Genomic DNA, 21,725 nt, shown 5'->3' on the forward strand with positions numbered 1-21,725 from the left:
TAAATATCAATTCATATTGCCATAAAAGCACGCGGAAAGCGACTTGTCCAGCATCGCGCGCAGGCGGCGCGCGGCAGATCAATGTTGCTTGTCGTCGCTGAACTGCTGCGCCAAGGATTGCAGGGGCGCCACCGTCAGGCCGCCGCGGCTCACGTGCTCGGGGATGGCCACGCGCACGGGCTTGCTGTGCATGTTGGCGGACGACAGCACGTTCGTCGTGGTTTCCGGCGCCGCGTTCCACACGGGATCGACGATGCCTTCGAACACATGTTTCAATTGCTCGCCCCAGGTGTCGCGGATCATGCGGAAATACTGGTTCTTTTCATCGATGGTGACGAAGCGCGTGACGGCCAGGCTGCCCGTCTCGTAGACGAGCAGATCGAGCGGCAAGCCGACGGAAATGTTCGAGCGCAGGGTGGAGTCCATGGAGATCAGCGCGCACTTGGCCGCTTCATCGAGGCGCGTGAACGGGTTGACGACGCGGTCGATGATGGGCTTGCCATATTTGGCTTCGCCGATCTGGAAATACGTGTTTTCATCGTGCGATTCGATGAAATTGCCGGCCGAATACACCTGGAACAATCGGCAGCGCTCGGCGCCTATCTGGCCGCCCAGGATGATGCTGACATTGAAATCGATGCCGCAGTCGGCCAGGGCCTTCGCTTCGCGCAGGTGCACGGTGCGCACGGCTTCGCCCACGATGCGCGCCGCATCGTACATGCTGGACACGTTCCAGATGCTGCGTCCGTCCGCATCGACGTGTTCGGAGACGATCTGGCGGATCGCTTGCGAGATCGATAAGTTGCCGGCCGTCATCAGGACCAGCATGCGGTCGCCCGGGTTCTCGAACACGCTCATCTTGCGGAAGGTGCCCACCTGGTCCACGCCGGCGTTGGTGCGGGAGTCGGACAGGAAGACCAGGCCTTCGTTCAGGCGCATGCCTATGCAATAAGTCATCGTCGTAAATCAAATCTAAAGGGGGGCATTCTACACCAGCCGGGGCTAGACTATCCGCCGCAAGCCCCGGCCAGCCTCATTCCTGCCCATTTACACAGGCTCGATCTGTACGTCCACGTGCAGGGTTTCCGTGCCGCCGCCCTGGCGCACGCCGCGCACGGGCGCCGCCGAATCGTAGTCGCGCCCGATGGCCAGGCGGCAATACGCATCCGTCATCAAGCGCGCATGCGTGACGTCGATGCTGACCCAGCCCGCGAAATCCGTGTCTTCCGTCCAGGCGTCGACCCAGGCGTGGCTGGCCGCATGGCCCGTCGTGCCCGGATCGATGTAGCCGGATACATAGCGGGCCGGGATGCCCCAGGCGTGGCAGCAGGCGAGGAACAGATGCGCGTGGTCCTGGCACACGCCGCGTCCCAGGGCCAGGGCGTCGCCGGCCGTGGTGGTGACCATGGTGGCGCCGCTTTCATACGCCACCTTGCCGACGATGTGCTCGGCCAGGCGCAGCAAATGGCCCGTGCCGGCCGTGACGCGGCGGTCCGGCAGGCTGGCGGCCGTCAGTTCCACAATGGCGGGGTTCGCTTCCGTCAGCGGCGTCGGCATGGTAAACAGCAGCGGCGACAAGGTGTCGACCAGGTTCAGCCGCCCCTTGTGCGGGTAGATGGTTTCCACCACGCCCTGGGCGACCAGGCTCAGCGATTGATGGCTGCCGTTGATCGTCAGCATGTGCGACAGATTGCCGTAGGCATCCGTATAGGCGTGGCACTGGCCCGGCGTCGTGATTTGCCAGGAGAGTGCCCGCTGCTGCGGCTCGATACGCGGCGTCAGGTGCAGCTGCTGGATGGTATAGGCCAGCGGTGCACTGTAGGCGTAGTGGGTAGCGTGGCGGATGGTGAGCTGCATCAGGCCGCCAGGGGAACGAGGAAATCGCGGCTGACCCGGTTGCCCAGCTCATAGATGTTTTCCAGAAACTCCGTCAGGGTATGGTGCAATCCCGCCTTCATGATGTCGTCGATATGGCCGAATTTCAACTCCGCATGCAGCTTGCCGGCGAACCGTTCCGTATCGGCCGACACGTCGTTGCGGATATGTTTCAGATTTTCCACCACGTCATCCATGCAGGCAAGTAAGGACCTGGGCATGTCGCCGCGCAGCATCAGCAATTGCGCCACCCGTTCCGGGGTGATGACGTCGCGGTACACCTTGCGGTAGATCTCGAAGCCGGAAACGGAGCGCAGCAAAGCCGCCCAGTAGTAAAAGTCGCGCTGCGTGATGTCCTTGGAGGTGTCGCGCGCGCCATGGAACTTCACGTCGAGGATGCGCGCCGTGTTGTCGGCCCGCTCGAGAAAAGTGCCGAGGCGAATGAAATAAATCGCTTCGTCCTTGAGCATGGTGCCCAGGGTCACGCCGCGCGACAAATGCGAGCGGTACTTGACCCATTCGAAGAAGGCGCTGGGGTCCGTTTCCAGCAGATTGCTTTTCAGGCGCTTCTGCATGTCGAGCCAGGTGGCGTTCTGGATTTCCCACACTTCCGTCGTCAACGTTCCCCGCACGGCGCGGGCGTTTTCGCGCGCGCCCGTCAGGCAGGCGAGGATGGACGAGGGGTTGTTCGGGTCGCGCACCATGAAGTCGAGCACGTCGCGCGTGTGGAAGCGGCCATATTTGTGGTCGTACGCGTTTTGCAGCTCGGAAATGCCCAGGGTGGCGCGCCAGCCTTGCTCCGCGTCCTGCTCGGATTGGGGCAGCATCGACGTCTGCATGTTGACGTCGAGCATGCGCGCCGTGTTTTCCGCCCGTTCCGTGTAGCGGGCCATCCAGAACAAATGATCGGCAGTGCGGCTCAGCATGTTTTCTCTCCTGCAAAAGCGGATGTGGCTTCCAGTACCCAGGTATCCTTGGTGCCGCCTCCCTGCGAGGAATTGACCACCAGCGAGCCTTCGCCGAGCGCCACGCGGGTCAGGCCGCCCGGTACCATGGAAATCGTCTTGCCGGAAAGCACGAACGGACGCAAATCGATGTGGCGCGGCGCGATGCCGGCTTCGACATACGTGGGGCAGGCGGACAGGGCCAAGGTCGGCTGGGCGATGTAACCGTCCGGATTGGCCAGCAGGCGCTGGCGGAAGTCCTCGATCTGCGCCAGGCTCGACGCCGGGCCCACCAGCATGCCGTAGCCGCCCGCGCCATGCACTTCCTTGACCACCAGTTTCGGCAAATTCGCCAGCACGTAGGACAGGTCGGCCGCCTTGCGGCACTGGTACGTCGGCACGTTGTTGAGGATCGGCTCCTGTGACAGGTAGAACTTGATCATGTCGGGCACGAAAGGGTAGATCGACTTGTCGTCGGCCACGCCCGTGCCGATGGCGTTCGCCAGGGTGACCCGTCCCGCGCGGTAGACGGACAGCAGGCCCGGCACGCCCAGCGAGGAATCGGAGCGGAAGGCCAGCGGATCGAGGAAATCGTCGTCGACGCGGCGATAAATGACGTCGACGCGCTTGGGCCCGCGCGTGGTGCGCATGTAGACGGAATTGTCGTTGACAAACAAATCCTTGCCTTCGACCAGTTCCACGCCCATCTGCTGGGCCAGGAACGCATGCTCGAAATAGGCGGAGTTGTACATGCCCGGCGTCATGACGACGACCGTCGGGTCATCGACGCCCATCGGCGCGACGGAGCGCAGATTGTCGAGCAGCATGTCCGGATAATGGTCGACGGGGGCGATGCGGTTGCGGGCGAACAGTTCCGGAAACAGCCGCATCATCATCTTGCGGTCTTCCAGCATGTAGGACACGCCGGACGGCACCCTTAAATTGTCTTCCAGCACATAGAATTCGCCCTGGCCCGCGCGCACGATGTCGACGCCGGCGATGTGCGCGTAAATGTCGGAGGCGACGGCAATGCCCTGCATTTCCGGGCGGTACTGGGCATTCTTGTAGATTTGCTCGGCGGGAATGATGCCCGCCTTGATAATGTTTTGCTCATGATAAATATCATGGATAAACATGTTCAAGGCTTGCACGCGCTGCACCAGGCCCGTCTGCATCTGCGCCCATTCCGCGGCGGGGATGATGCGGGGGATGGTGTCGAACGGAATCAGGCGTTCCGTGCCGGCATCGTCGCCGTAGACGGCAAACGTGATGCCGACGCGGCGGAACGTCAGGTCGGCTTCGGCCCGCTTGCGGGCGATGGTCTCGGGCGATTGCTGTTCCAGCCAGTTGTTGAATTCACGATAGTGTTCACGTACCTTGCTGTCCGTACCCACGTCATCTGCAGTCATTTCATTGAAAAAATTTGCCATGTTGTGATTTCCCTTGAGCCGTGTCTGACTATAGCTCAGCAGGAAGCGTGCCAATGCCGCACGCCCGAAAGTATGTAAAAAATGATCACTTTTGTGGCGTAAAACCGTCATTCGCACCGCTTTGGTGCGCTACGGCATCGATTTTGCAGGCAGATGGGGCGCAGGGCAGCCGAGATCAGGCGTCCGGCGTGACGAAGGGCCGGCAGTCGACGGGCAGGTCGATGGTAAACGTGGTGCCCGTTTCCGGCGCACTGTCGACCAGCGCGCTGCCGCCATGGCTTTCCGCCACGTTTTGCACGAAGGGCAGGCCGATGCCCCAGCCGGGCGCGCTGCCTTCGTGCTCGCGGCGCAGGTATTCGAAGATGCGCTGCGTCTGGTCTTGTGCGATGTTGCTGCCCGTGTTGTGCACGCTCAAGATCATGCGTTCGCGCAAACTGTCGATATGAATATGGATGGGACCGTCGTCGCCATACTTGACGGCATTGCCCACGAGGTTATCCAGGGCCCGGCGCAGCGAATTTTCGCACCACCAGCCCGTCACGGATATGCCGCTGACCACGCACTTGCCCGGATGGCCGATATTGACGCTGTCGGCCACTTGCCGCGCCAGCGGCAGTATGTCGAAGCGCTGCAGGACGAGGGGCAGCTTTTGTCCCCGGTGATAGCTGAGCGTATCGAGCAATTCCTGGATCATGTCGTCGAGGCGCTTGCCGTGCTCGAGAATTTTCAGCGCCAGCGCCGCCACGTCCGGCTGTTGCGCGCGCCGCTGCAGCAGCTGCGCACTGTTGAGCATGACGGACAGGGGGTTGCGCATGTCGTGCGACAGGCCGGCGGCGATGCGGCGCTGAAAGCTTGCGTGCATGGCGGTAAATTCCAGGATGGCTTCGCGGATGCCCGTATCGATCGAGGCGTTGATCACCTTCCAGTCGCGGCGCCGCAGCGGCACGCCCGCCTCCAGCGCGGCGGCGGCGAAGCAGTCGCGGAAAATCTGGTATTCCTGGATCACCTGTTCCGGGCCATAGCTGGTCATGCGCGCCCGTTCGTTGCCATGCACGGCAGGAGCGTTGGTGTTGCTGGTGGCGTCGTCGCGCGGGTAGCCGGGCGTGAGCGCTTCGGCCAGGTTGTCGAAGAAGGCGGGCAAGGTGTTGATGAGGATGGGCGTCAGCAAGGCGTCGGCGCCGCGGACCTTGGCGCGCACCTCGTGTTCCCACTGCGTCAGCACGGCATCGCGCATGCTGAAGATGCGCCGCGTGCGGGCGGGCATGTCCAGCGCATGCATTTTCTGGTCAGAGGCATAGGTCATCGCGGCTCCCCATCGACATCCCGGCATCCGCGCGATGCAAAGCGGGAGCTACAGTATCCTCCAAATCGGCGCTTAGGTGGTGTTCAATGTGGCGCGTGGGCGCCCGCAATGACGGCGCTCAAATGGCTGAGGGCCGCATCCCATTGCTCCAGCGAAAAGTTTTGCGGATCGTCATGGCCGTTGGCAAAGCCCGTATCGAGCACGGCGTGGAAGGCGGGGATCAGCCACGTGCCCTTGCGCACGCTGGCGGCGATGTACAGCAGGGCCAGCCGCTCGTATTGCGCGGGCGTAAAGCCAGGATCGGGCGCCAGCCCGTCGTTGCCCTTGCCGCCGCCGGGCACGGAGCGGCGCGGCTGCACCAGTTCCACGTGCAGGAACAGGCCCGTCAGCGACGGCTTGTCCTTTTCCAGCTTGCTGGCGTAGCCGGCCGTGCCGAAGTCGCGCACGGCCAGGGAATCGCCGAGGCGGTTCACGTAGACATGGCCTTTCGGACCGTCGCCCAGCGCGGGGTTACGTATAGTGAAATCGTTGAAATCCCAGCTGGCGTCGTTGATGTGAGCAGGAATGGTTTCTAACAAGAAATTCGGGTAGCTGGTGTCGTGGATGACGAAATAGCGGGCCATCGGCGCGGCCAGCCGGCCCACGGCGCGCGACAGCGGTGCATCGACGGCGCCGCCCGCGTCCGCCTCGGCGATGTCTTGCTGCGCCAGCCAGGCGCGCAGGGCGACGGGGGAGATGCCCGTGCGCTGGCCGACGTGGGCGGCAAGAAAGGCCGGCAGCGGCGCGCTGTCGCCCAGGCGCGCATACAGTTTCACAGGGCGCAGCAGGCACGTGGCTTGCGCCCGCGCATCGCCCTTGAAACCGCTTTTCCAGGCGGCATACGGGCATCCGGCCTGCTTTTGGGCAGCGGCGGGCAGGGATAGGCAGAGCAATAACAGGAGGGAAGGGAGTTTCATGCGGGCATTGTCGCCCAAATCCGGCCGTTGGCACAGGCGCGCACGCGAAGCTGCCCGGGGAAGCAGCTTCGCGCAGACCGGGTTAAAACGCCACGCTGCCCGACACGACGAAGGTGCGCGGCGCGGCCAGCACCAGGCTGCCCGCGTCGAACGAGGAGACGGCCGAGGCCCAGTAGCTGCGGTCGGCCACGTTGTCGATGCGCGCGCGCAAGGTCACCTCGTGGCCCGCCAGTTGCGTCAGATAGCGCGCGCCGATGTCGACGCGGGTCCAGGATGGCAACTGTTTGGTGTTGGCCAGATCCGCATACTGGGTCGAGGTGTAGACGGTGCGGGCATTCAGGCTCAAGCCAGGCGCGCCGGGCACGTCCCATTCGCCGCCCACGCTAGCCTGCATCTTCGGCGCGCCGATGGCGTTCTTGCCATTGTTGGCCGGCTTGTCCGTCTTGCGCTGTTGCGTATCGAGCCAGGTCAGGCCGCCCAGCAGGCGCACGTCCGCCATCGGCGAGCCGAAGACGGACAGTTCCAGGCCCTGGTTGCGCTGCTCGCCCGACAAGGTGGCGCGCGTACCGACGATGGCCGGCAAGGGCTTGGCCGTCGAGAACAGGGCGGCGCTCATGCCCAGTCTGCCGCCGTCATACTTGATGCCGATTTCTTTCTGCTTCGACTTGTACGGCGCGAAGACTTCGCCATGGTTGCTGACCAGCTGGTTCTCCTTGCCATCGAAGTAGGTGCCGTTGGCCACGGGACCCTTGACCAGCGCCTCGATGTAGTTGGCATACAGCGACACGTTCTTGCCGGCCTTGTAGACGATGCCGGCGACAGGCGTGGTGGCGCTCTTGTCATAGCTGGAATATTGCACGGCCGTGCCGTAGGCATATGCCGCATCGCGGATCTGCTGGCGGCGCAGGCCCACGGTCAGCAGCAGCCGGTCGTCGAGGAAGGCCATGGTATCGGCCACGGCGTAGCTGTTGAGGATAGTCTTTTGCGTCAGCCGTGGGTCGCTCATCACGCCGCCCGAGTTCGCGGGCAGGGTGGGCGGCATGGCCACGTCCACCGGATGGTAGATATTCGTCGGCAAGCCAGCGTAATCGCTGATCGCATACGCATTTTTCGCCTCGTTCCAGTGCCCGGACCAGCTGGCCACCAGGGTGTGCCGGACGGCGCCGGTATGGAGCTTGCCGCGCACGCCCAGTTCGCCCGTGCGGATTGCCTGCTTGCGGGCGTTGTCGAAGCGGTACACGCTGGCATCGCCATTGAGCGCGTTCAACGTCGGCTGGGCCAGGCTGTTGGCTTCCTTCGTCGAGCGGCTGCCGAACGCGGCCCAGGCCACCACATCCGTGGCGAGGTCGACTTCGGCGCGCGCCGTGCCGAACACGTCATGCTCCTTCGAATAGCTCCATGGCTGGGCAAAATTCTTCGACGCATCGGGTGCGCCCGGCAAGGCCGTCAGGCTGCCCGTGTTGACGGAAGGGCGGGGCGCCGTCAGGTCAAAATTCTGGTAGCCCGCGTCGGCCGACAGGCGGTAGTTGCGGCCCCGGTAATCGAGGCCCACCGAGAACATGCCCACGTCGTGGTCTTCGCGCTTGATGCCGGTCTCGCCCTGGCGCTTGGCGGCGTTTACGCGCACGCCGAATTCCTGGTGCTCGCCGAAGCGGCGGGCCACGTCGACGGCCGCATAGGCGTGGCCGCCCGATTCCACGCCCACCGTCAGTTCCGTCAGCGGCGTGTTGCCGGCGCGCTTGGGCATCAGGTTGATGGCGCCGCCGATGCCGCTGCCGCCAGGCGCCGCGCCGTTGAGGAAGGCGCTGGCGCCGCGGAACACTTCCACTCTCTCCAAGAGTTCCGGCGAAACATATTGACGGGGCAGGACGCCGTACAGGCCGTTGTAGGCCACGTCGTCCGAATCGAGGGCGAAGCCGCGGATCACATACACTTCCTGGAAGTTGCCGTAACCGCGAGACATGCGCACGGCGGCATCGCTTTGCAGCAAGTCGCCCACGCTGCGCGCTTGCTGGTCGGCAATGAACTGCTGCGTATAACTGGTGCTGCCGAATGGCGAGTCCATCATGTCCACGGACCCAAGGATGCCCATGCGCCCGCCGCGCGCCACCTGGCCGCCCGCATACGCCTTCGACAAACCTTGCGCCGAGGCGTCGGCCGAGGCATTCACGACCACGGTCGGCATGGTTGGCGCGTCGCCGGCCGCTGCTGCGGTGCTGGTTTGGGCGTGGGCGGCGGCGCTGGCCAGCAGGAAGGCGGCCAGGGCGAACGGAGTAGGGACGGGGCGGAAGGTGCGCATGGAATTATCTTGATATCAATGAGAATGATTATCATTATAATCCAGCGCGGCGCCGCGCGTGGGAATGCGTGAGCAAGCGATGAAAAAGTCGTCATTTGTACATCACCCGGCGGTCCAGGCACTGGAATCTGGCGGAAAAAGGCGCGCCAGGCGATACCTTGTGGATTTATTAATGCCTTTGGTCAAGTTTCGCTAAAATAAACCATCGCGCCCGGCGCCCACAGGAAACCGCATGTCACTGCACAGCCATCTACAGTCCGCCTCCCTGCGCATGCGGCGGGGCTTGAGCCTGAAAGGCGCGGCTGTCGCGCTGATCCTGGCCATGCACGCGCTGGGCCTGTATTTCCTCCTGCTGCCGGCGCGGCAACTCAAGCAATACACGGAAGTGGCCTTCATGACCCTGCTGCCGCCCCGGCCGCCGCCGCAAACGCCGCCGATGGCCTTGCCGCTGCCGATGCCGGCCCCCATGCCGCGCGCGCGGGCCACCGTGCCGCCCGCTCTCTTCGCGCCGCCCGCCGTGGCGGCGGAAACCATCACCGTACCTGCCGAGGAATCACCCGCCGCGCCCGCCATCGCGCCGTCCACTACAGACTTGCGCACGCGCGCACGCCTGGCGGCGGGCGCCGCCGACAAGGCCTTGCGCGGCGAACTCAAGCAAGACAAGCCGTGGCTGGCCGCGGCCGACCTCAAAAGCGAAAGCGCCTTCCAGAAACAGGTCGCCTCCGCTTGGCGCGGCGGCCCCGTCATCCGCGTGGAGGAATACCTGACGGCCGATGGGCGGCCCGTCACGCGCGTCGTCAGCGCCGGCGGCGCCACGTGTTTTGGCATGGATGCGAACCCGGGCGCGGGCGCCGACCCGTTCAAGACAGGTGGCAAGGTCAAACGCGTGCCTTGCCCTGGTTGAGCCGGATTGAAGGCTGTGTAGGTCAGATTAGCGCAGCGTAATCTGACAGGTTGCGTGGCGGCGCTTGTCGGCTTACGCCCGGTGGGCTAAGCCGACCTACGGCGGAATCGGGCAGGCAAAGACCGCGCGTCGTGCAGGGTTTTAGGGGTGGTAGTAGGCGATGCCATCCCCGGCTGGGTCTCAAATATGCTAAGTTGCGTCTGCAAATCTTGTCGACATGACCCAGGACGCCCATGCCACCCGAACTCCTCATCCTCGCCCCCAGTCCCTCGGCTGCCGTCAACGCGCAGCTGGAGCAGCAATACAACTGTCATCACGCCTGGCAAGTGCCGGCGGACGAACGCCACGCCTGGCTGGCCGAGCGCGCACCGGGCATCCGCGCCGTCGTCACGACGGGCGCGCTGGGCTTGAACGCCACGGACATGGCCATGCTGCCGAAGCTGGAAATCGTCGCCGTCAATGGCGTGGGCCTCGACGGCGTGGCGCTCGACCTGGCGCGCGAACGCGGCATTGCCGTTACGACCACGCCGAACGTGCTGACGGACGATGTGGCCGACATGGCGCTGGCCCTACTGCTGGCCAGCGCGCGGCATGTCATGGCACTCGACCGTTTCGTACGCGATGGCGGCTGGGAACGCCGCGAGGCCATCGCCCCCGCATCGAGCTTGCGCGGCAAGACGGCCGGTATCTTCGGTTTCGGCCAGATCGGGCAAGCCATCGCGCTGCGTCTGGCCGCCTTCGGTATCCACGTGCGCTATTTCCAGCCGCGCGCCATTGCCGGCACCAGCGTGCCGCGCGCGGAATCCTTGCTGGCCCTGGCGCAGGAAAGCGATTATTTGATCGTCTGCGCGCCGGGCACGCCGGCCACGCGCAAGATCGTCGACCGCACCGTGCTCGACGCGCTCGGTCCGCAAGGCACCCTGATCAATATCGCCCGTGGCGCCCTGATCGACGAAGACGCCCTGATCGCTGCCTTGCAGGATGGCCACCTGGGCGCGGCCGGCCTCGACGTGTTTGCGGACGAACCGCGCGTGCCGGACGCCCTGCGCGCCTTGCCCAACGTGGTGCTCACGCCGCACGTGGGCAGCCTGACCGTGGAAACGCGCCATGCGATGGGGCAACTGGTTGTCGATAACCTGGCCGCGCACTTCGCCGGCTTGCCCTTGTTGACGCCAGTAAAGCTATAAATACCCACCCGGGACGTACCGTTTTAATCAAGCATGAATGAAAGAGTCGCTATGGAATTAAGTAAATCGCTGTTGCGCACGCGGGGCGGGCTGGACAGCGGCAAGGTGGGCATGATCGAGCTGTTCTTCGATCTCGTGTTCGTGTTTGCTGTAACGCAACTGTCGCACGGCTTGCTGGCGCACCTGAGCGCCATGGGCTGGCTGCAGACAGGCTTGCTGCTGATGGCCGTCTGGTGGGTGTGGATTTACACGTCGTGGATCACCAACTGGCTCGATCCCGAGCGCATTCCCGTACGTATCAGCCTGTTTGCGCTGATGCTGGGCGGACTCATCATGTCAGCCTCGATTCCCGAAGCGTTCGGCACGCGGGGCCTGGCGTTCGCGGCTGCCTATGTCGCCATGCAGGTGGGCCGGCCCCTGTTTGCCTGGTGGGCCGTGCGCCACGAAGCGCTGGCGCGCCGCCGCAATTTCCAGCGCATCGCCCTGTGGGCCGCGTTGTCCGGCCTCTTCTGGATCGCCGGCGGCCTGGCCGCGCCCGAACAGCGCCTCTTCTGGTGGGCTCTGGCCTTGCTGATCGACTTTGCCGGTCCGTGGATGCAGTTCGGCATGCCGGGCCTGGGGCGTTCCTCGACGGCCGACTGGGATGTCGATGGCGGCCACATGGCCGAGCGCTGCGGCCTGTTCGTCATCATCGCCCTCGGCGAGTCCTTGCTGGTGACGGGCGCCACGTTCGCGGGACTGGAATGGACGGCCGGCAACTGGCTGGGCTTTTTGTCGGCCCTGGTCGGCAGCATCGCCATGTGGTGGATTTATTTCGATACGGGCGCCGAGGCGGGCCACCACCGCATCGCCCACTCGAAGGACCCGGGCCGCATCGCCCGCAAGGCTTACACGTATATCCACTTGCTGATCGTGGGTGGCGTGATTGTTTCCGCCGTGGCCGATGAACTGGCGCTCGTGCATCCGGACGAGGCGAGCTTCGCCGGCATCAGCGCCTTGCTGGGCGGCCCGATCCTGTATCTGCTGGGCAATGCGCTATTCAAATGGGTCAGCAGCGACCGCTCCACGCCGCCGCTGTCGCACCTGCTGGGCATTTTGATCATCCTGGCGCTGATTCCGATGGCCTACGGCCGCCTGTATTCGCCGCTGACCCTGGCCTGCATCACCAGCTGCGTGCTGGTACTGGTGGCCGTGTGGGAACACATGGCGCTGCGCCGCCCGCCACCGGAGATCGATCCTTGACGCCTGCGTGACCTTAGCCGGGCGGCGCAATGCCGTCCGGATCGCTGCGCGCATCGAGTTGCAGCTGCAAGAATGCCAGGTCCAGCCAGGCGCCGAACTTGGTGCCCACCTGGCGCATCAAGCCCACTTCCTCGAAGCCCAGTTGCTTGTGCAGGGCGATCGAGCCGGCATTGCCCGCCTCGATGCCCGCCACCATCACGTGTTTGCCCAGGCCGCGCGCCCGTACAATCAATTCCCCCATCAAGGCCTTGCCGACGCCGGCACCGCGACTGTCGGCGCGCACGTACACGGAATGCTCGACCGTATGACGGAAACCCTCGAACGGGCGCCAGTCGCCGAACGAGGCGTAGCCGGCCACGTTTTGATCCGCATCGATGGCGACGAGCACGGGATAGCCGGCCCGCTCGCGGTCGGCCAGCCATGCGGCGCGGTTGGCCGCATCGACCGTCCGTTCATTCCAGATGGCCAGGGTGTTGCTGACGGCATCGTTGTAGATGGCCGTGATGGCCTCGATATCGCCCGCGTGGGCATCGCGTATGTGCATGTTGATCTCCTAGCTAAGCGTCTACTATAATGGACAAATCATAGAGCGGCGCCCACGCCTTGTCCAATAAAATCCGAATGGAACGCGATACATGTCCACTAAACCAGACGAATTGAACCAGCGCATCGGGGCCCGGGTGCACCTCGAGCGGGAAAGCCTGGGCTGGTCGCTGACGGACCTGGCGGCCCGTTCGGGCGTGTCGCGCGCGATGGTGCACAAGGTGGAGCGCGGCGATTGCAGCCCCACGGCCACCTTGCTGGCGCGCCTGTCGGGCGCCTTCGGCCTGAGCATGTCCGAACTGATCGCCCGCGCGGAAATGCGCGAGGGGCGCTTGCTGCGCAAGCTTGAGCAGCCCGTGTGGGTTGACCCGCAGAGCGGCTATGTGCGGCGCCACGTGTCGCCCGCGTCCGACATGCCGCTCGACCTCGTGCACATTACCTTGCCGCCGGGCGCCGTGGTGGCCATGCCGGCCGCCGCCTATGTGGCGCGGCGCCAGCTGATCTGGTCACTCAGCGGCAGCCTCGTCTTCATCGAAGGGGAGACCCGCCACGTGCTGGACGAGGGCGATTGCCTGGAGCTGGGCCCGCCGGCCGACTGCGTATTCCGCAATGAAACGGCATCCGCTTGCACCTATGCCGTGGCCGTCCTGAAGAACCGAGGCTAAGCCAGCGCTACAGCGCGCAGCTGGGCGATGAAGGCGCGCGCGGCGGGCGCCTGTTCGTGGCGGCGAAACGCCACGGCGATTTCCGAGCTGATCTGCGGTGCTGCCAGTTCGCGGAAGACCACGCCGGGCAATCGGACGCTGGCCATCACGGAGTGGGGCACGATGGCGCAGCCCACGCCCAGCGACACTTCCGTCAGCACGGCCACCAGGCTGCCCGGGCGCGACACCACCTGCGCCGCAAAGCCGCCGCGCCGGCTCACCTCCAATGTTCCCAATTCCTGTTCCGGCACGATGAACGCCTGCTGCGCCAGCGCGGCCGGTGCTGCCACGTCGATCCCGGCGAGCGGGCTGTCGGCCTGCACGGCCAGCACGAAGCGGTCGCGCAGCAACACCACGCTGTCGAGTCCTTCCGGCAAGTGCAGGGGCGGGCGCACGAAGGCCAGGTCGACGCGGCCCTGGTCCAGCAAGCCGGGCAGGGCGTCCATCGCGTATTCGCGCGCGCCGATGTGGATGCCCGGGTGGCTGGCGCGAAAGCGCGCGAACTGGCCCTGCAGCACGCCTGAGTATGCGGCCGAAGCCACGTAGCCGATTTCCAGGCGTCCCAGTTCGCCCCGTCCCGCCCGGCGCGCCACGTCCTGCGCCTGCGCCAGCTGCTCGAGCGCGCGCGCCGCTTCCAGCACGAACAATTCTCCGGCCGCCGTCAGGGACACGGCGCGCTTGCTGCGCTGGAACAGCCGCGTGCCCAGCAGTTGCTCCGTTTCCTGCACCTGCTTGGTCAGCGCGGGCGGCGAAATACCGAGCTCGGCCGCCGCCCGCGCGAAATGCAGGCTGTGCGCCACGGCCAGCACGCAGCGGAAATGCCGCAATTCCATGTCTTTTTCTGTATTCACCATAGGTGAATTATAAGGCGCTTGTCTTATAACAGGAAATAACACCAGCCTGCTTAAAATACAGGCATGAAGAATACCAACTGGACTTTATATACGTGCTCGGGCGTGTGCGCGCTGATCATGCTCGACACCAACGTCGTGGCCGTCTCGCTGCCGTCGATCGCCCGCTCGCTCAACGCCAGCTTCGTCGACGTGGAATGGGTGGTCAGCGCCTACATGCTGGCGTTCGCCTCGTTCCTGTTGCCGGCCGGCAGCATCGCCGACCGCCTGGGACGGCGCAAGGTCATGCTGTTCGGCCTCTCCGTATTCGCGCTGGCCTCCTTGCTGTGCGGCCTGGCGTGGACGCCGTTCGTGCTCAACGTGGCGCGCGCCGTCAAGGGACTCGGTGCCGCGCTGCTGCTGACGTCCGCGCTGGCCGTCATCGGCCACACGTTTCACGCGGAAAAGGAGAGGGCACGGGCCTGGTCCGTGTGGGGCGCCGCCATGGGCGTGGCCATGACGGTGGCGCCGCTGCTGGGCGGCCTCGTCACGAGCGCCGTCAACTGGCGCTGGATTTTCTACCTGAACCTGCCCGTCGTCGCCATTCTGATGTGGCTGGTGCGCAAGCACGTGGATGAATCGAAGGACGCCTCGAACGCCAGCTTCGACCCGGTGGGGGCGCTGCTGTTTTCCGCCGGCCTGTTCTGCATCATCTGGGGCTTGATCGACGCCAGCGTGGCGGGCTGGTCCAGCCATGCCACCATGCTGCGCTTTGCGGCCGGTGCCGCGCTGCTGCTGGTCTTCGTGCTGGTGGAACGGCGCCAGCGCGCGCCCATGGTCGATTTATCCCTGTTTGGCCGGCGCGTGTTCGTCGGCGCCGTGCTGGGCATGTTCGGCTACGCCATCGCCGCGCAAGTGATGATGACGTTTTTACCGCTGTACCTGCAGAACGGCTTCGGCTTTTCCGCCGTGCTGGCCGGCTGCGCCATGCTGCCGTTCGCCGTCGCCATGGTGGTGTTGTCAAGGCTGGCGCCGCGCGCCATGCGGGTGCTGGACGACCGCGGCATTCTCGTGACGGGCTTGCTGATCGTCGCCGTGGGCAACGTCGCCACGGCCCTGGCCGCCGCCAGCTTGCAGTACGGATGGGTGGCGGCCGGCATGGTCGTCACCGGCGCGGGGGCGGGATTGCTCAACGGCACGACGCAGAAGGCCATCCTCGCCTGCATCCCCCGCGAGCGCACGGGCATGGGTTCCGGCATCAGCACCACCACGCGCTTCGTCGGCATCGTTCTGGCCGTCGGCGCACTGGGGGCCGTGCTGGCCATGCGCACGGCCGCCTCGTTCGAGAAGCTGGCGTGGCTGCACGGCTTGAAGGCGTCGCCCGAGATGATAGGGCGCATCGTCGCCGGCAACGCGGCCGACGCTTTCGGCCAGCTGCCGCCCGCGCTGCAAGCCGTGGCGCAGGAAGCGGCGCGGCATGCCTTCATCGACGGTTTTGCCAGCGTGCTCTACCTGGCTGGCGGCTTGGCGGCCGTGGCGGCGGCGCTGGTGTTCGTGCTGGCCAGGCCGCTGGAAAAAGTGTAACTCTTCAGTAATATGCGCGTGCGCCGCCCACACTTGTAATATGATGCCATCGAGAAATACATGGCAATCATATAACTACCGCAGGGAAGTGCATGCGCAGAAAACGCATTATCATCACCAGCGTGCTGGTGGCAGTCATCGGCGTGGCCGCTCCCCTGAGCCTGGCCTTCTATTTGTCGTCCGTGCGCGCCGAGCAGGGCGAGCAGGAACGCCTGCGCCTGCTGGCCGGCTATGCGCTCGAGCGCGCCCACCGTTCCATCGCATCGGCCGGCGTCGCCTTGCGCAGCGCCGATGCGCTGGACCTGGCGCCGTGTTCGGAGGCGCATATCCAGCAGTTGCGCCGCATCACCATCACCACGCGCAGCATCGACGATATCGGCTACGTGGAAAATGGCCTTCTCAAATGCACGTCCACGGGCCTCGAAGAGGCGCGCATCGCCGTCACGCCCGCCGATTTCACCTTGGCCAACGGCATGGGTATCGATTTCAACCTGCGCCCCGTCGTCAGCGGCGGCAAGCGCATGGTGGGACTGTCCTACCGCGCCTACAAGGTACTGATCGATCCCGTGCGCTTTTCCGACGTCATCGTCGACAGCGATATCCAGATGGCCGTGGCCATCGGCAGGGAAGGCGTGCTCGACACCTTGCACCATCCCGACCCCGCGCTGGTGCAAAGCTTGCTCGCCGGCTTGCCGGCGACGGGAGACGCCGCGCACGACGGCAGCATCCATGCGACGCTGTACCGCGATGGCTTGACGGCCGTTATGATCGAGCCGCGCAGCAAGCTCAACGACAGGCTGCGCCGCGAACAGCTGCTGCTCCTGCCGCTGGGACTGCTGATGGCCGCCTTTATCTTCGGCATCGTCGTGTGGCTGTCGCGCCGCCGGCTGTCGCTGCGCGGCGAACTGGAAACGGCGGTCGAGCGGCGCGAATTCTTTGTTCATTATCAGCCGATCATCGCGCTCGACACGGGCGTGTGCGTGGGTGCCGAGGCACTGATACGCTGGCGCCGTCCCGACGGCAGCATGATACGGCCCGACCTGTTCATCCCCGTGGCCGAGGAAAGCGACCTGATTCTGCCCATCACGGACCAGGTGATCGCTTGCGTGATCGCCGACATGCGCGCCGCGCTGCTGGCCGACCGCGAGCTGCACATCGCCATCAACCTGTGCGCCAGCGACATCGAGACGGGCAGAGTGCTCGACGTGCTCGAGCGGGCGCTGGCCGGCACGGGCATCGAGGCGCAGCAGATCTGGCTGGAAGCGACGGAGCGGGGCTTCATCAACGTGGAAGCGGCCCGCGCCACCATCGAAAAGGCCAGGGCACGGGGCCATGCCGTGGCCATCGACGATTTCGGCACCGGTTATTCCAGCCTGTCGAGCCTGCAAAACCTGCCGCTCGACGCCTTGAAAATCGACAAGTCCTTCGTCGACACCATCGGCACGGACGCGGCCACCAGCAGCGTCACGCCGCACATCATCGCCATGGCGCGCACCCTGAACATGCTGATCGTGGCCGAAGGCATCGAAACGCAGCAGCAAGCCGACTATTTGCTGGAACGCAAGGTCGAATTCGGCCAGGGCTGGCTGTTTGCCAAAGCGCTGCCCGCCTTGGACTTCCTCGCCTTTTACGCAAGCCGCCGCTTGCCATCGTCCATATGAAACAGCCACGCTTTCCCTATCCCTTGCAACCGCTACGCGTGCCGGGCGGCTGGCACATCACCGTCAACACCCTGTTCGAGGTCGAGCCGGGCCCGGATACCATGCAATGGTTCAGCAGCGCGCTGCTGCTGTGGGGCAGCTGCCGCGACAGCGGTTACTGCTTCAACTCGCACTTCGAGCCGGAAGACGATCCGCAGGGTGAGTTCGTGCTGGAAATGGGCAAGGTGGCATACGACCGCCACGGCAAGATCGTCCAGGGCAGCGACGCCTTCCTCGGTGAATTTCGCACGCGCAGCAAGGCGGCGTTTATCGCCCGGGTCGAGCAATTCATGCAGGACCCGGCAGCCTGAGCGCTACGGCTTGCGCGGCAAGACCACGTCCTGCCCGCCTTGCGTGAGCACGGCGCTGATGATCTTGCCCGCGGCATCGCGTGTAAAGGCCAGGTCCGCCTCGATGGCGCGGAAGAAGAATTGGTCTTTCGCGCTGGCAAACAAGGGGGCCGAGCCGACGCCCGTGCCGGCCGCTTCCAGGCCATGCTTGCCCAAGGTCACCGTCAGGGTGAAATCGGTGCCCATTGGATACTCGCCCACGTATTCGGCCAGCGCGGCGCGCGGCAGTTCGATGGCGACCGGCGGCTTTTTCAGCGGCGGCAAGGGCGTGCCGGGCAGCAAGGCGGACAGGCCCAGCGCATCGATATCGCGCGCCGTGTTCGTCAACACCACCACGCCCCGCTTGCCATCCGTCGTGAACGCCGCATAGCTGGTGTAGCCGCCCGTCTGGCCGCTGTGCCAGGCGTAGCTTCGACCCTGCCGCTGCTCCAGCAGCCAGGCCAGGCCGATTTTCGTCTCGCCGCCGGGCGCCAGCGCCCGCTGCGGTTTGATTGTCAGCGCATACGGGCGCAGCGGCTTGAACATGTACGCTTGCAGATAGGCAACCATGTCGCGCGCGCTCGAATACACGCCGCCGGCCGGCGCCACCACGTTCAAATCCCAGGCGGGTGTCGGCTCCCCCGACAGCAAATGGCCGGGCGCCAGGCGCGCCAGCATGCCGTGCGTGGGCGTGTTCGACGTCGAGCGCATGCCCAGTGGCACGGCGAGGCGCTTTTGCAGCAGCGCTTCATAGCTGCTGCCGGCCTGTGCGGCCAGGGCCGTGCCCAGCACGGCGTAGCCGATGTTCGAGTAGTCAAATGCCGTGCCCGGTGCGTGGGGCAGATGGTAGGCGGCGAGAAATTGCCGCTGCTTCGCTTCCGTGTAGTCCGCATACGGATTGGCGGGGTCCTTGGGCGCGAAATTGTCGGGCAGGCGCGGCAGCGCAGAATAATGCGTGGCCAGGTCGAGCAGGCTGATCTGCTTGCCGTCGAAGGCCGGCATGGTGTACCCAGGCAATACTGCCGCCACCGGCTCGTCGAGTTTGACCTTGCCTTCGACGACGGCGTCGGCCAGCAGCAAGGCCGTCATGGTCTTGGTGACGGAACCGATCTGGTAGACGGTGTCGGCGCCAGGCTTGGCATTCTTGCCTGCCTGCACGCTGCCAAAGCCGTAGACGGCGCTGGTCTTGCCGTCGATCACGGCAATGACGATGCTCGGGTGCATGCCCGTGCGCGTGAGTTCCTCGGCGCGCTGGCGCACGGCGTCATCGAGGACGGGCGCGGCCAGCGCGGCGCCGCCGAGCAGGCAAAGGGGGAGAAGGGCGAAAGTGGGTGTCATGGGTAACCTTGTCCAGGGTGGGCTGTATGCACGCCGGCACCTGGATAAGATGGCTGGCATGCCCTGGAAAGCATACGGCCCCAACATGAAGCTTGCCTGAGTTTTATGCCATTATTAATGAAAAATCAAGGCTTGCGCCTGGCCGGCATGGCCTGGCCATTCTGGTGCAGGACGAGTCCGGTGATGGCGCCCTGGGCATCGCGCTCGAACACCAGTTGCGCCTCTACCACCTTGTAAAAGAAGGTGTCCTTCGCGCTGGCGTACACGGGCGCTTCAGGCTGGCCCGTGGCACCCACCAGCAAGCCGTCCGGACCCTGGCGCACGCTGAGGACAAAGGTAGGCAGCAGCACATACTGGCCCGCATATTGCGCCAGTTCCGCAGGGGCGATGGCGATTTCCTTGGTCGCCGGTCCATTTGTCGGCGGCAGGCTGCCGGGCCGCAAGGTGCCCATGCCCAGGGCGTCCACTTCGCGCCCCGTGCTGCTCAGTACCACCACGCCCCGCTTGCCGTCCAGGGTGTAGCCGGCAAAGCTGGCATAGCCGCCCGTCTGCCCGTTATGCCAGGCGAGAGGCTGGCCCTTGACCCGGTCGAGCATCCACGCCAGGCCGATCTTTTTCACGCCGTCGCCATCGCCTTCGCCGGCCAGCGCCAGGCGCGGCTGCACGGCCAGCTGCTGCGCCGGGCTGGCGCTCTGCATGTACGATTGCACGTAGGCAATCATGTCGCGCGCGCTGGAGCGCACGGCGCCGGCCCCCGCGATGGCCTGGAAGTCCCAGTTCGCGGCCGGCTTGCCGTCGGCCAGGTGGCCCGGCGCCAGGCGCGCGCGCAGAGCGGGCGTGGTCAGCGTGGTGCTGGAAGCCATGCCCAGCGGACGGAACAGGCGGGCTTGCAGCAGTTCCTCATACGACATGTTTGCCTGCGCGGCCAGGGCCGTGCCCAGCAAGCCATAGGCCAGGTTCGAGTATTCGTACACGGCGCCGGGCGCGCGCGCCAGGGTATGGCCGGCCAGGAAGGTGCGCAGCTGCGCCTCGCCATAGTCGGCGTAGGGATTGCGCCTGTCCGCCGGCGCCGGGTTGGCGGGCAGGCGCGGCAAGCCGGAAAAGTGCGTGGCCAGCTGGCCCAGCGTGATTTTCTGATCGGCAAAGGCCGGGATGGCGTAGGCGGGCAGCAGCTCGGCCACCGGCTGCTCCAGTTGCGCCTTGCCCGCCACGACGGCGTCCGCCAGCAGCAGGCCCGTCATGGTTTTCGTCACGGAGCCGATTTCATACACGGTGTCGGCATCGGGCACGCCCTGGTCGCCCGGACGCGCGCGGCCGAAGCCGTACACGGCGCTGTCCTTGCCGTCGATCACGGCGATGACCAGGCTCGCATGCTTGCCGTCGCGCACCAATGCTTCCGCCCGCTCCCGCACGGCGGTATCGAGGGTGGGTGCGGCCAGCGCGGCGGCGCCGGACAGGGACAGGACGGGCAGCAGCAGGGTGCGTAAGCGTGGAGGCATCGTCGATTCCGTCAGGAAAGTGATTGGTGGGAATACAGCATAACAGCATCACTGGCAAGATGGCCGTTTTGGCAAGATGGTGTGGCGATCATGGCCGCCAGTTGCGCGCGCATGTCGGCGGCCATGCCGAGCAGCAATTCGCCTCGCCGGCGCGCATCGGCCCGTTTCTTCGACGGCACCTCGGCCAGATCGGGCACCCGGTAGGGGGCGCAGGGCAAGTGATAATTGCCGTCACGCATGCGCAAGGCATGCAATTCCTGCCACGCCAGGTCGTAATCGGCGGCGATATGGCGCCGCCGGCGCGCATTCAGGGCGATGCGGTTGTCATTGCTGATCAAGAACAGGTTGGTGCAGGCAAAGAAATCGCCGAAATCGCGCAAGGCCGTCACCATCAGGTTTTTCGGACGGCAACCGTGCAGCGCCCGCGTGGCGTCCTTGACGGCCAGCTTGCCCGCTTCCGAGCGCAAGCCTTGCAGCGCGCCCAGCTGCAAGGAGACGCCGTCGGCGCGCGGCAGGAACAGAAAGCTGGCCAGGTACAGGGGCAGGCCGTCGCGCGTCAGGCGCAGGCACAGTTCGCCTTCGCGGTAGCTGTCGTGGATGGCCGTCATCTGCAGACGGTATTGTGCTCCATCCTTGCCGTCGAACGCGGCCAGCACCACGGCTTCGCGCGCGGCCCGCTCGACCAGCGCACGCGCACCCGCTTGCCACAGAAAGCGGTAATGTCCCTCCAACAAGGCCAGGCGATCCGCGCAACCGAGCTGGCGCGAGGCGTACGGGCGGTAGATCTTGAAGCGCAGGCAGGGATGCAACTGCGCCAGCGAGTTCAAGCCTGGCATGCTGCCCAGGAAAGCTTGCCAGCGCGTGCGCTGGCGGGGAAAGAAGAGGGCGCCCAGCGCCGCTTTCAGGCGGTGGCCGCGGGCGGAATATCGTGGCACGGCGGGCGGCACGGCGGCACTGTGGAGCAAGGTCAAAGCGATGTCATTCATGGTTCTGCCGGAAAATGGCAGGCGCTGCACAATGAGAGCCTTGCCAATTTGAATGCTACGCGGGCCAGGTGA

Annotated in this window: 19 protein-coding genes; 7 read left to right on the forward strand and 12 right to left on the reverse strand. The window is 65.3% G+C overall.

Annotated features, from left to right (window positions below; genetic code table 11):
* Positions 1-78: 78 nt before the first annotated feature.
* From ACQ4WQ_RS10540 to ACQ4WQ_RS10570, 7 genes are all read right to left on the reverse strand, one after another.
* Complete coding sequence (locus tag ACQ4WQ_RS10540) at positions 79-957, reverse strand: proteasome-type protease (protein ID WP_326459464.1); 879 nt, start codon at positions 955-957, stop codon at positions 79-81.
* 90 nt (positions 958-1,047) lie between these two features.
* Positions 1,048-1,857, reverse strand: a complete 810-nt coding sequence (locus ACQ4WQ_RS10545) for a transglutaminase family protein (protein ID WP_436496803.1) — start codon at positions 1,855-1,857, stop codon at positions 1,048-1,050.
* On the reverse strand, positions 1,857-2,801 hold the full coding sequence (locus tag ACQ4WQ_RS10550; protein ID WP_436496805.1) for an alpha-E domain-containing protein: 945 nt from the start codon (positions 2,799-2,801) through the stop codon (positions 1,857-1,859). Before ACQ4WQ_RS10550 ends, ACQ4WQ_RS10545 begins: the two co-directional genes overlap by 1 nt.
* On the reverse strand, positions 2,795-4,249 hold the full coding sequence (locus ACQ4WQ_RS10555) for a circularly permuted type 2 ATP-grasp protein (protein ID WP_436496807.1): 1,455 nt from the start codon (positions 4,247-4,249) through the stop codon (positions 2,795-2,797). Before ACQ4WQ_RS10555 ends, ACQ4WQ_RS10550 begins: the two co-directional genes overlap by 7 nt.
* Positions 4,250-4,424: 175 nt before the next feature.
* Entirely contained in the window at positions 4,425-5,552 is a 1,128-nt protein-coding gene (locus ACQ4WQ_RS10560) for a sensor histidine kinase (protein WP_436496809.1), read from the reverse strand.
* A gap of 83 nt (positions 5,553-5,635) precedes the next feature.
* A complete protein-coding gene (locus ACQ4WQ_RS10565; protein ID WP_436496811.1) occupies positions 5,636-6,508 on the reverse strand; it encodes a hypothetical protein in 873 nt (290 codons plus the stop codon).
* 82 nt (positions 6,509-6,590) lie between these two features.
* Complete coding sequence (locus tag ACQ4WQ_RS10570; RefSeq protein WP_436496813.1) at positions 6,591-8,807, reverse strand: TonB-dependent receptor; 2,217 nt, start codon at positions 8,805-8,807, stop codon at positions 6,591-6,593.
* Positions 8,808-9,039: 232 nt separating this feature from the next.
* Here ACQ4WQ_RS10570 and ACQ4WQ_RS10575 point away from each other — a divergent pair, with 232 nt between their 5' ends.
* The 3 genes from ACQ4WQ_RS10575 to ACQ4WQ_RS10585 all read left to right on the forward strand — a co-directional run bounded on the left by ACQ4WQ_RS10575 (position 9,040) and on the right by ACQ4WQ_RS10585 (position 12,140).
* On the forward strand, positions 9,040-9,711 hold the full coding sequence (locus ACQ4WQ_RS10575; protein ID WP_436496815.1) for a hypothetical protein: 672 nt from the start codon (positions 9,040-9,042) through the stop codon (positions 9,709-9,711).
* A 233-nt stretch (positions 9,712-9,944) separates the two neighbouring features.
* On the forward strand, positions 9,945-10,898 hold the full coding sequence (locus ACQ4WQ_RS10580) for a 2-hydroxyacid dehydrogenase (RefSeq protein ID WP_436496817.1): 954 nt from the start codon (positions 9,945-9,947) through the stop codon (positions 10,896-10,898).
* A gap of 51 nt (positions 10,899-10,949) precedes the next feature.
* Entirely contained in the window at positions 10,950-12,140 is a 1,191-nt protein-coding gene (locus tag ACQ4WQ_RS10585; RefSeq protein ID WP_436496819.1) for a low temperature requirement protein A, read from the forward strand.
* Positions 12,141-12,153: 13 nt separating this feature from the next.
* Here ACQ4WQ_RS10585 and ACQ4WQ_RS10590 read toward each other — a convergent pair whose 3' ends face one another.
* Positions 12,154-12,684: a GNAT family N-acetyltransferase gene (locus tag ACQ4WQ_RS10590; protein ID WP_326459474.1), complete on the reverse strand. Its 531-nt coding sequence runs from the start codon at positions 12,682-12,684 to the stop codon at positions 12,154-12,156.
* Between the two features lie 91 nt (positions 12,685-12,775).
* Here ACQ4WQ_RS10590 and ACQ4WQ_RS10595 point away from each other — a divergent pair, with 91 nt between their 5' ends.
* On the forward strand, positions 12,776-13,348 hold the full coding sequence (locus ACQ4WQ_RS10595; RefSeq protein WP_436496821.1) for a helix-turn-helix domain-containing protein: 573 nt from the start codon (positions 12,776-12,778) through the stop codon (positions 13,346-13,348).
* Here the strand turns inward: ACQ4WQ_RS10595 and ACQ4WQ_RS10600 are convergent.
* Entirely contained in the window at positions 13,345-14,220 is an 876-nt protein-coding gene (locus ACQ4WQ_RS10600) for a LysR family transcriptional regulator (protein WP_436496823.1), read from the reverse strand. The genes ACQ4WQ_RS10595 and ACQ4WQ_RS10600 overlap by 4 nt on opposite strands.
* An 84-nt stretch (positions 14,221-14,304) precedes the next feature.
* Here ACQ4WQ_RS10600 and ACQ4WQ_RS10605 point away from each other — a divergent pair, with 84 nt between their 5' ends.
* The 3 genes from ACQ4WQ_RS10605 (at position 14,305) to ACQ4WQ_RS10615 (ending at position 17,812) form a co-directional block, all read left to right on the forward strand.
* Positions 14,305-15,801, forward strand: coding sequence for an MFS transporter (locus ACQ4WQ_RS10605; protein ID WP_436496825.1), 1,497 nt, complete (start codon positions 14,305-14,307; stop codon positions 15,799-15,801).
* Positions 15,802-15,893: 92 nt separating this feature from the next.
* Complete coding sequence (locus tag ACQ4WQ_RS10610) at positions 15,894-17,462, forward strand: EAL domain-containing protein (RefSeq protein ID WP_436496827.1); 1,569 nt, start codon at positions 15,894-15,896, stop codon at positions 17,460-17,462.
* A complete protein-coding gene (locus ACQ4WQ_RS10615) occupies positions 17,459-17,812 on the forward strand; it encodes a hypothetical protein (protein WP_436496829.1) in 354 nt (117 codons plus the stop codon). Before ACQ4WQ_RS10610 ends, ACQ4WQ_RS10615 begins: the two co-directional genes overlap by 4 nt.
* A 3-nt stretch (positions 17,813-17,815) precedes the next feature.
* Here the strand turns inward: ACQ4WQ_RS10615 and ACQ4WQ_RS10620 are convergent, their stop codons facing one another.
* The 3 genes from ACQ4WQ_RS10620 to ACQ4WQ_RS10630 all read right to left on the reverse strand — a co-directional run bounded on the left by ACQ4WQ_RS10620 (position 17,816) and on the right by ACQ4WQ_RS10630 (position 21,653).
* Positions 17,816-19,168: a serine hydrolase gene (locus ACQ4WQ_RS10620; RefSeq protein ID WP_436496831.1), complete on the reverse strand. Its 1,353-nt coding sequence runs from the start codon at positions 19,166-19,168 to the stop codon at positions 17,816-17,818.
* A gap of 125 nt (positions 19,169-19,293) precedes the next feature.
* On the reverse strand, positions 19,294-20,667 hold the full coding sequence (locus tag ACQ4WQ_RS10625) for a serine hydrolase (RefSeq protein ID WP_436496833.1): 1,374 nt from the start codon (positions 20,665-20,667) through the stop codon (positions 19,294-19,296).
* A gap of 11 nt (positions 20,668-20,678) precedes the next feature.
* The gene (locus tag ACQ4WQ_RS10630) at positions 20,679-21,653 is read right to left on the reverse strand and encodes a VirK/YbjX family protein (protein WP_436496835.1); all 975 of its coding nucleotides are present in this window, start codon (positions 21,651-21,653) and stop codon (positions 20,679-20,681) included.
* Positions 21,654-21,725: the final 72 nt, after the last annotated feature.

Origin of the sequence: Janthinobacterium goodfellowi (assembly GCF_051380695.1) — a bacterium.
Lineage (GTDB): Bacteria > Pseudomonadota > Gammaproteobacteria > Burkholderiales > Burkholderiaceae_D > Janthinobacterium.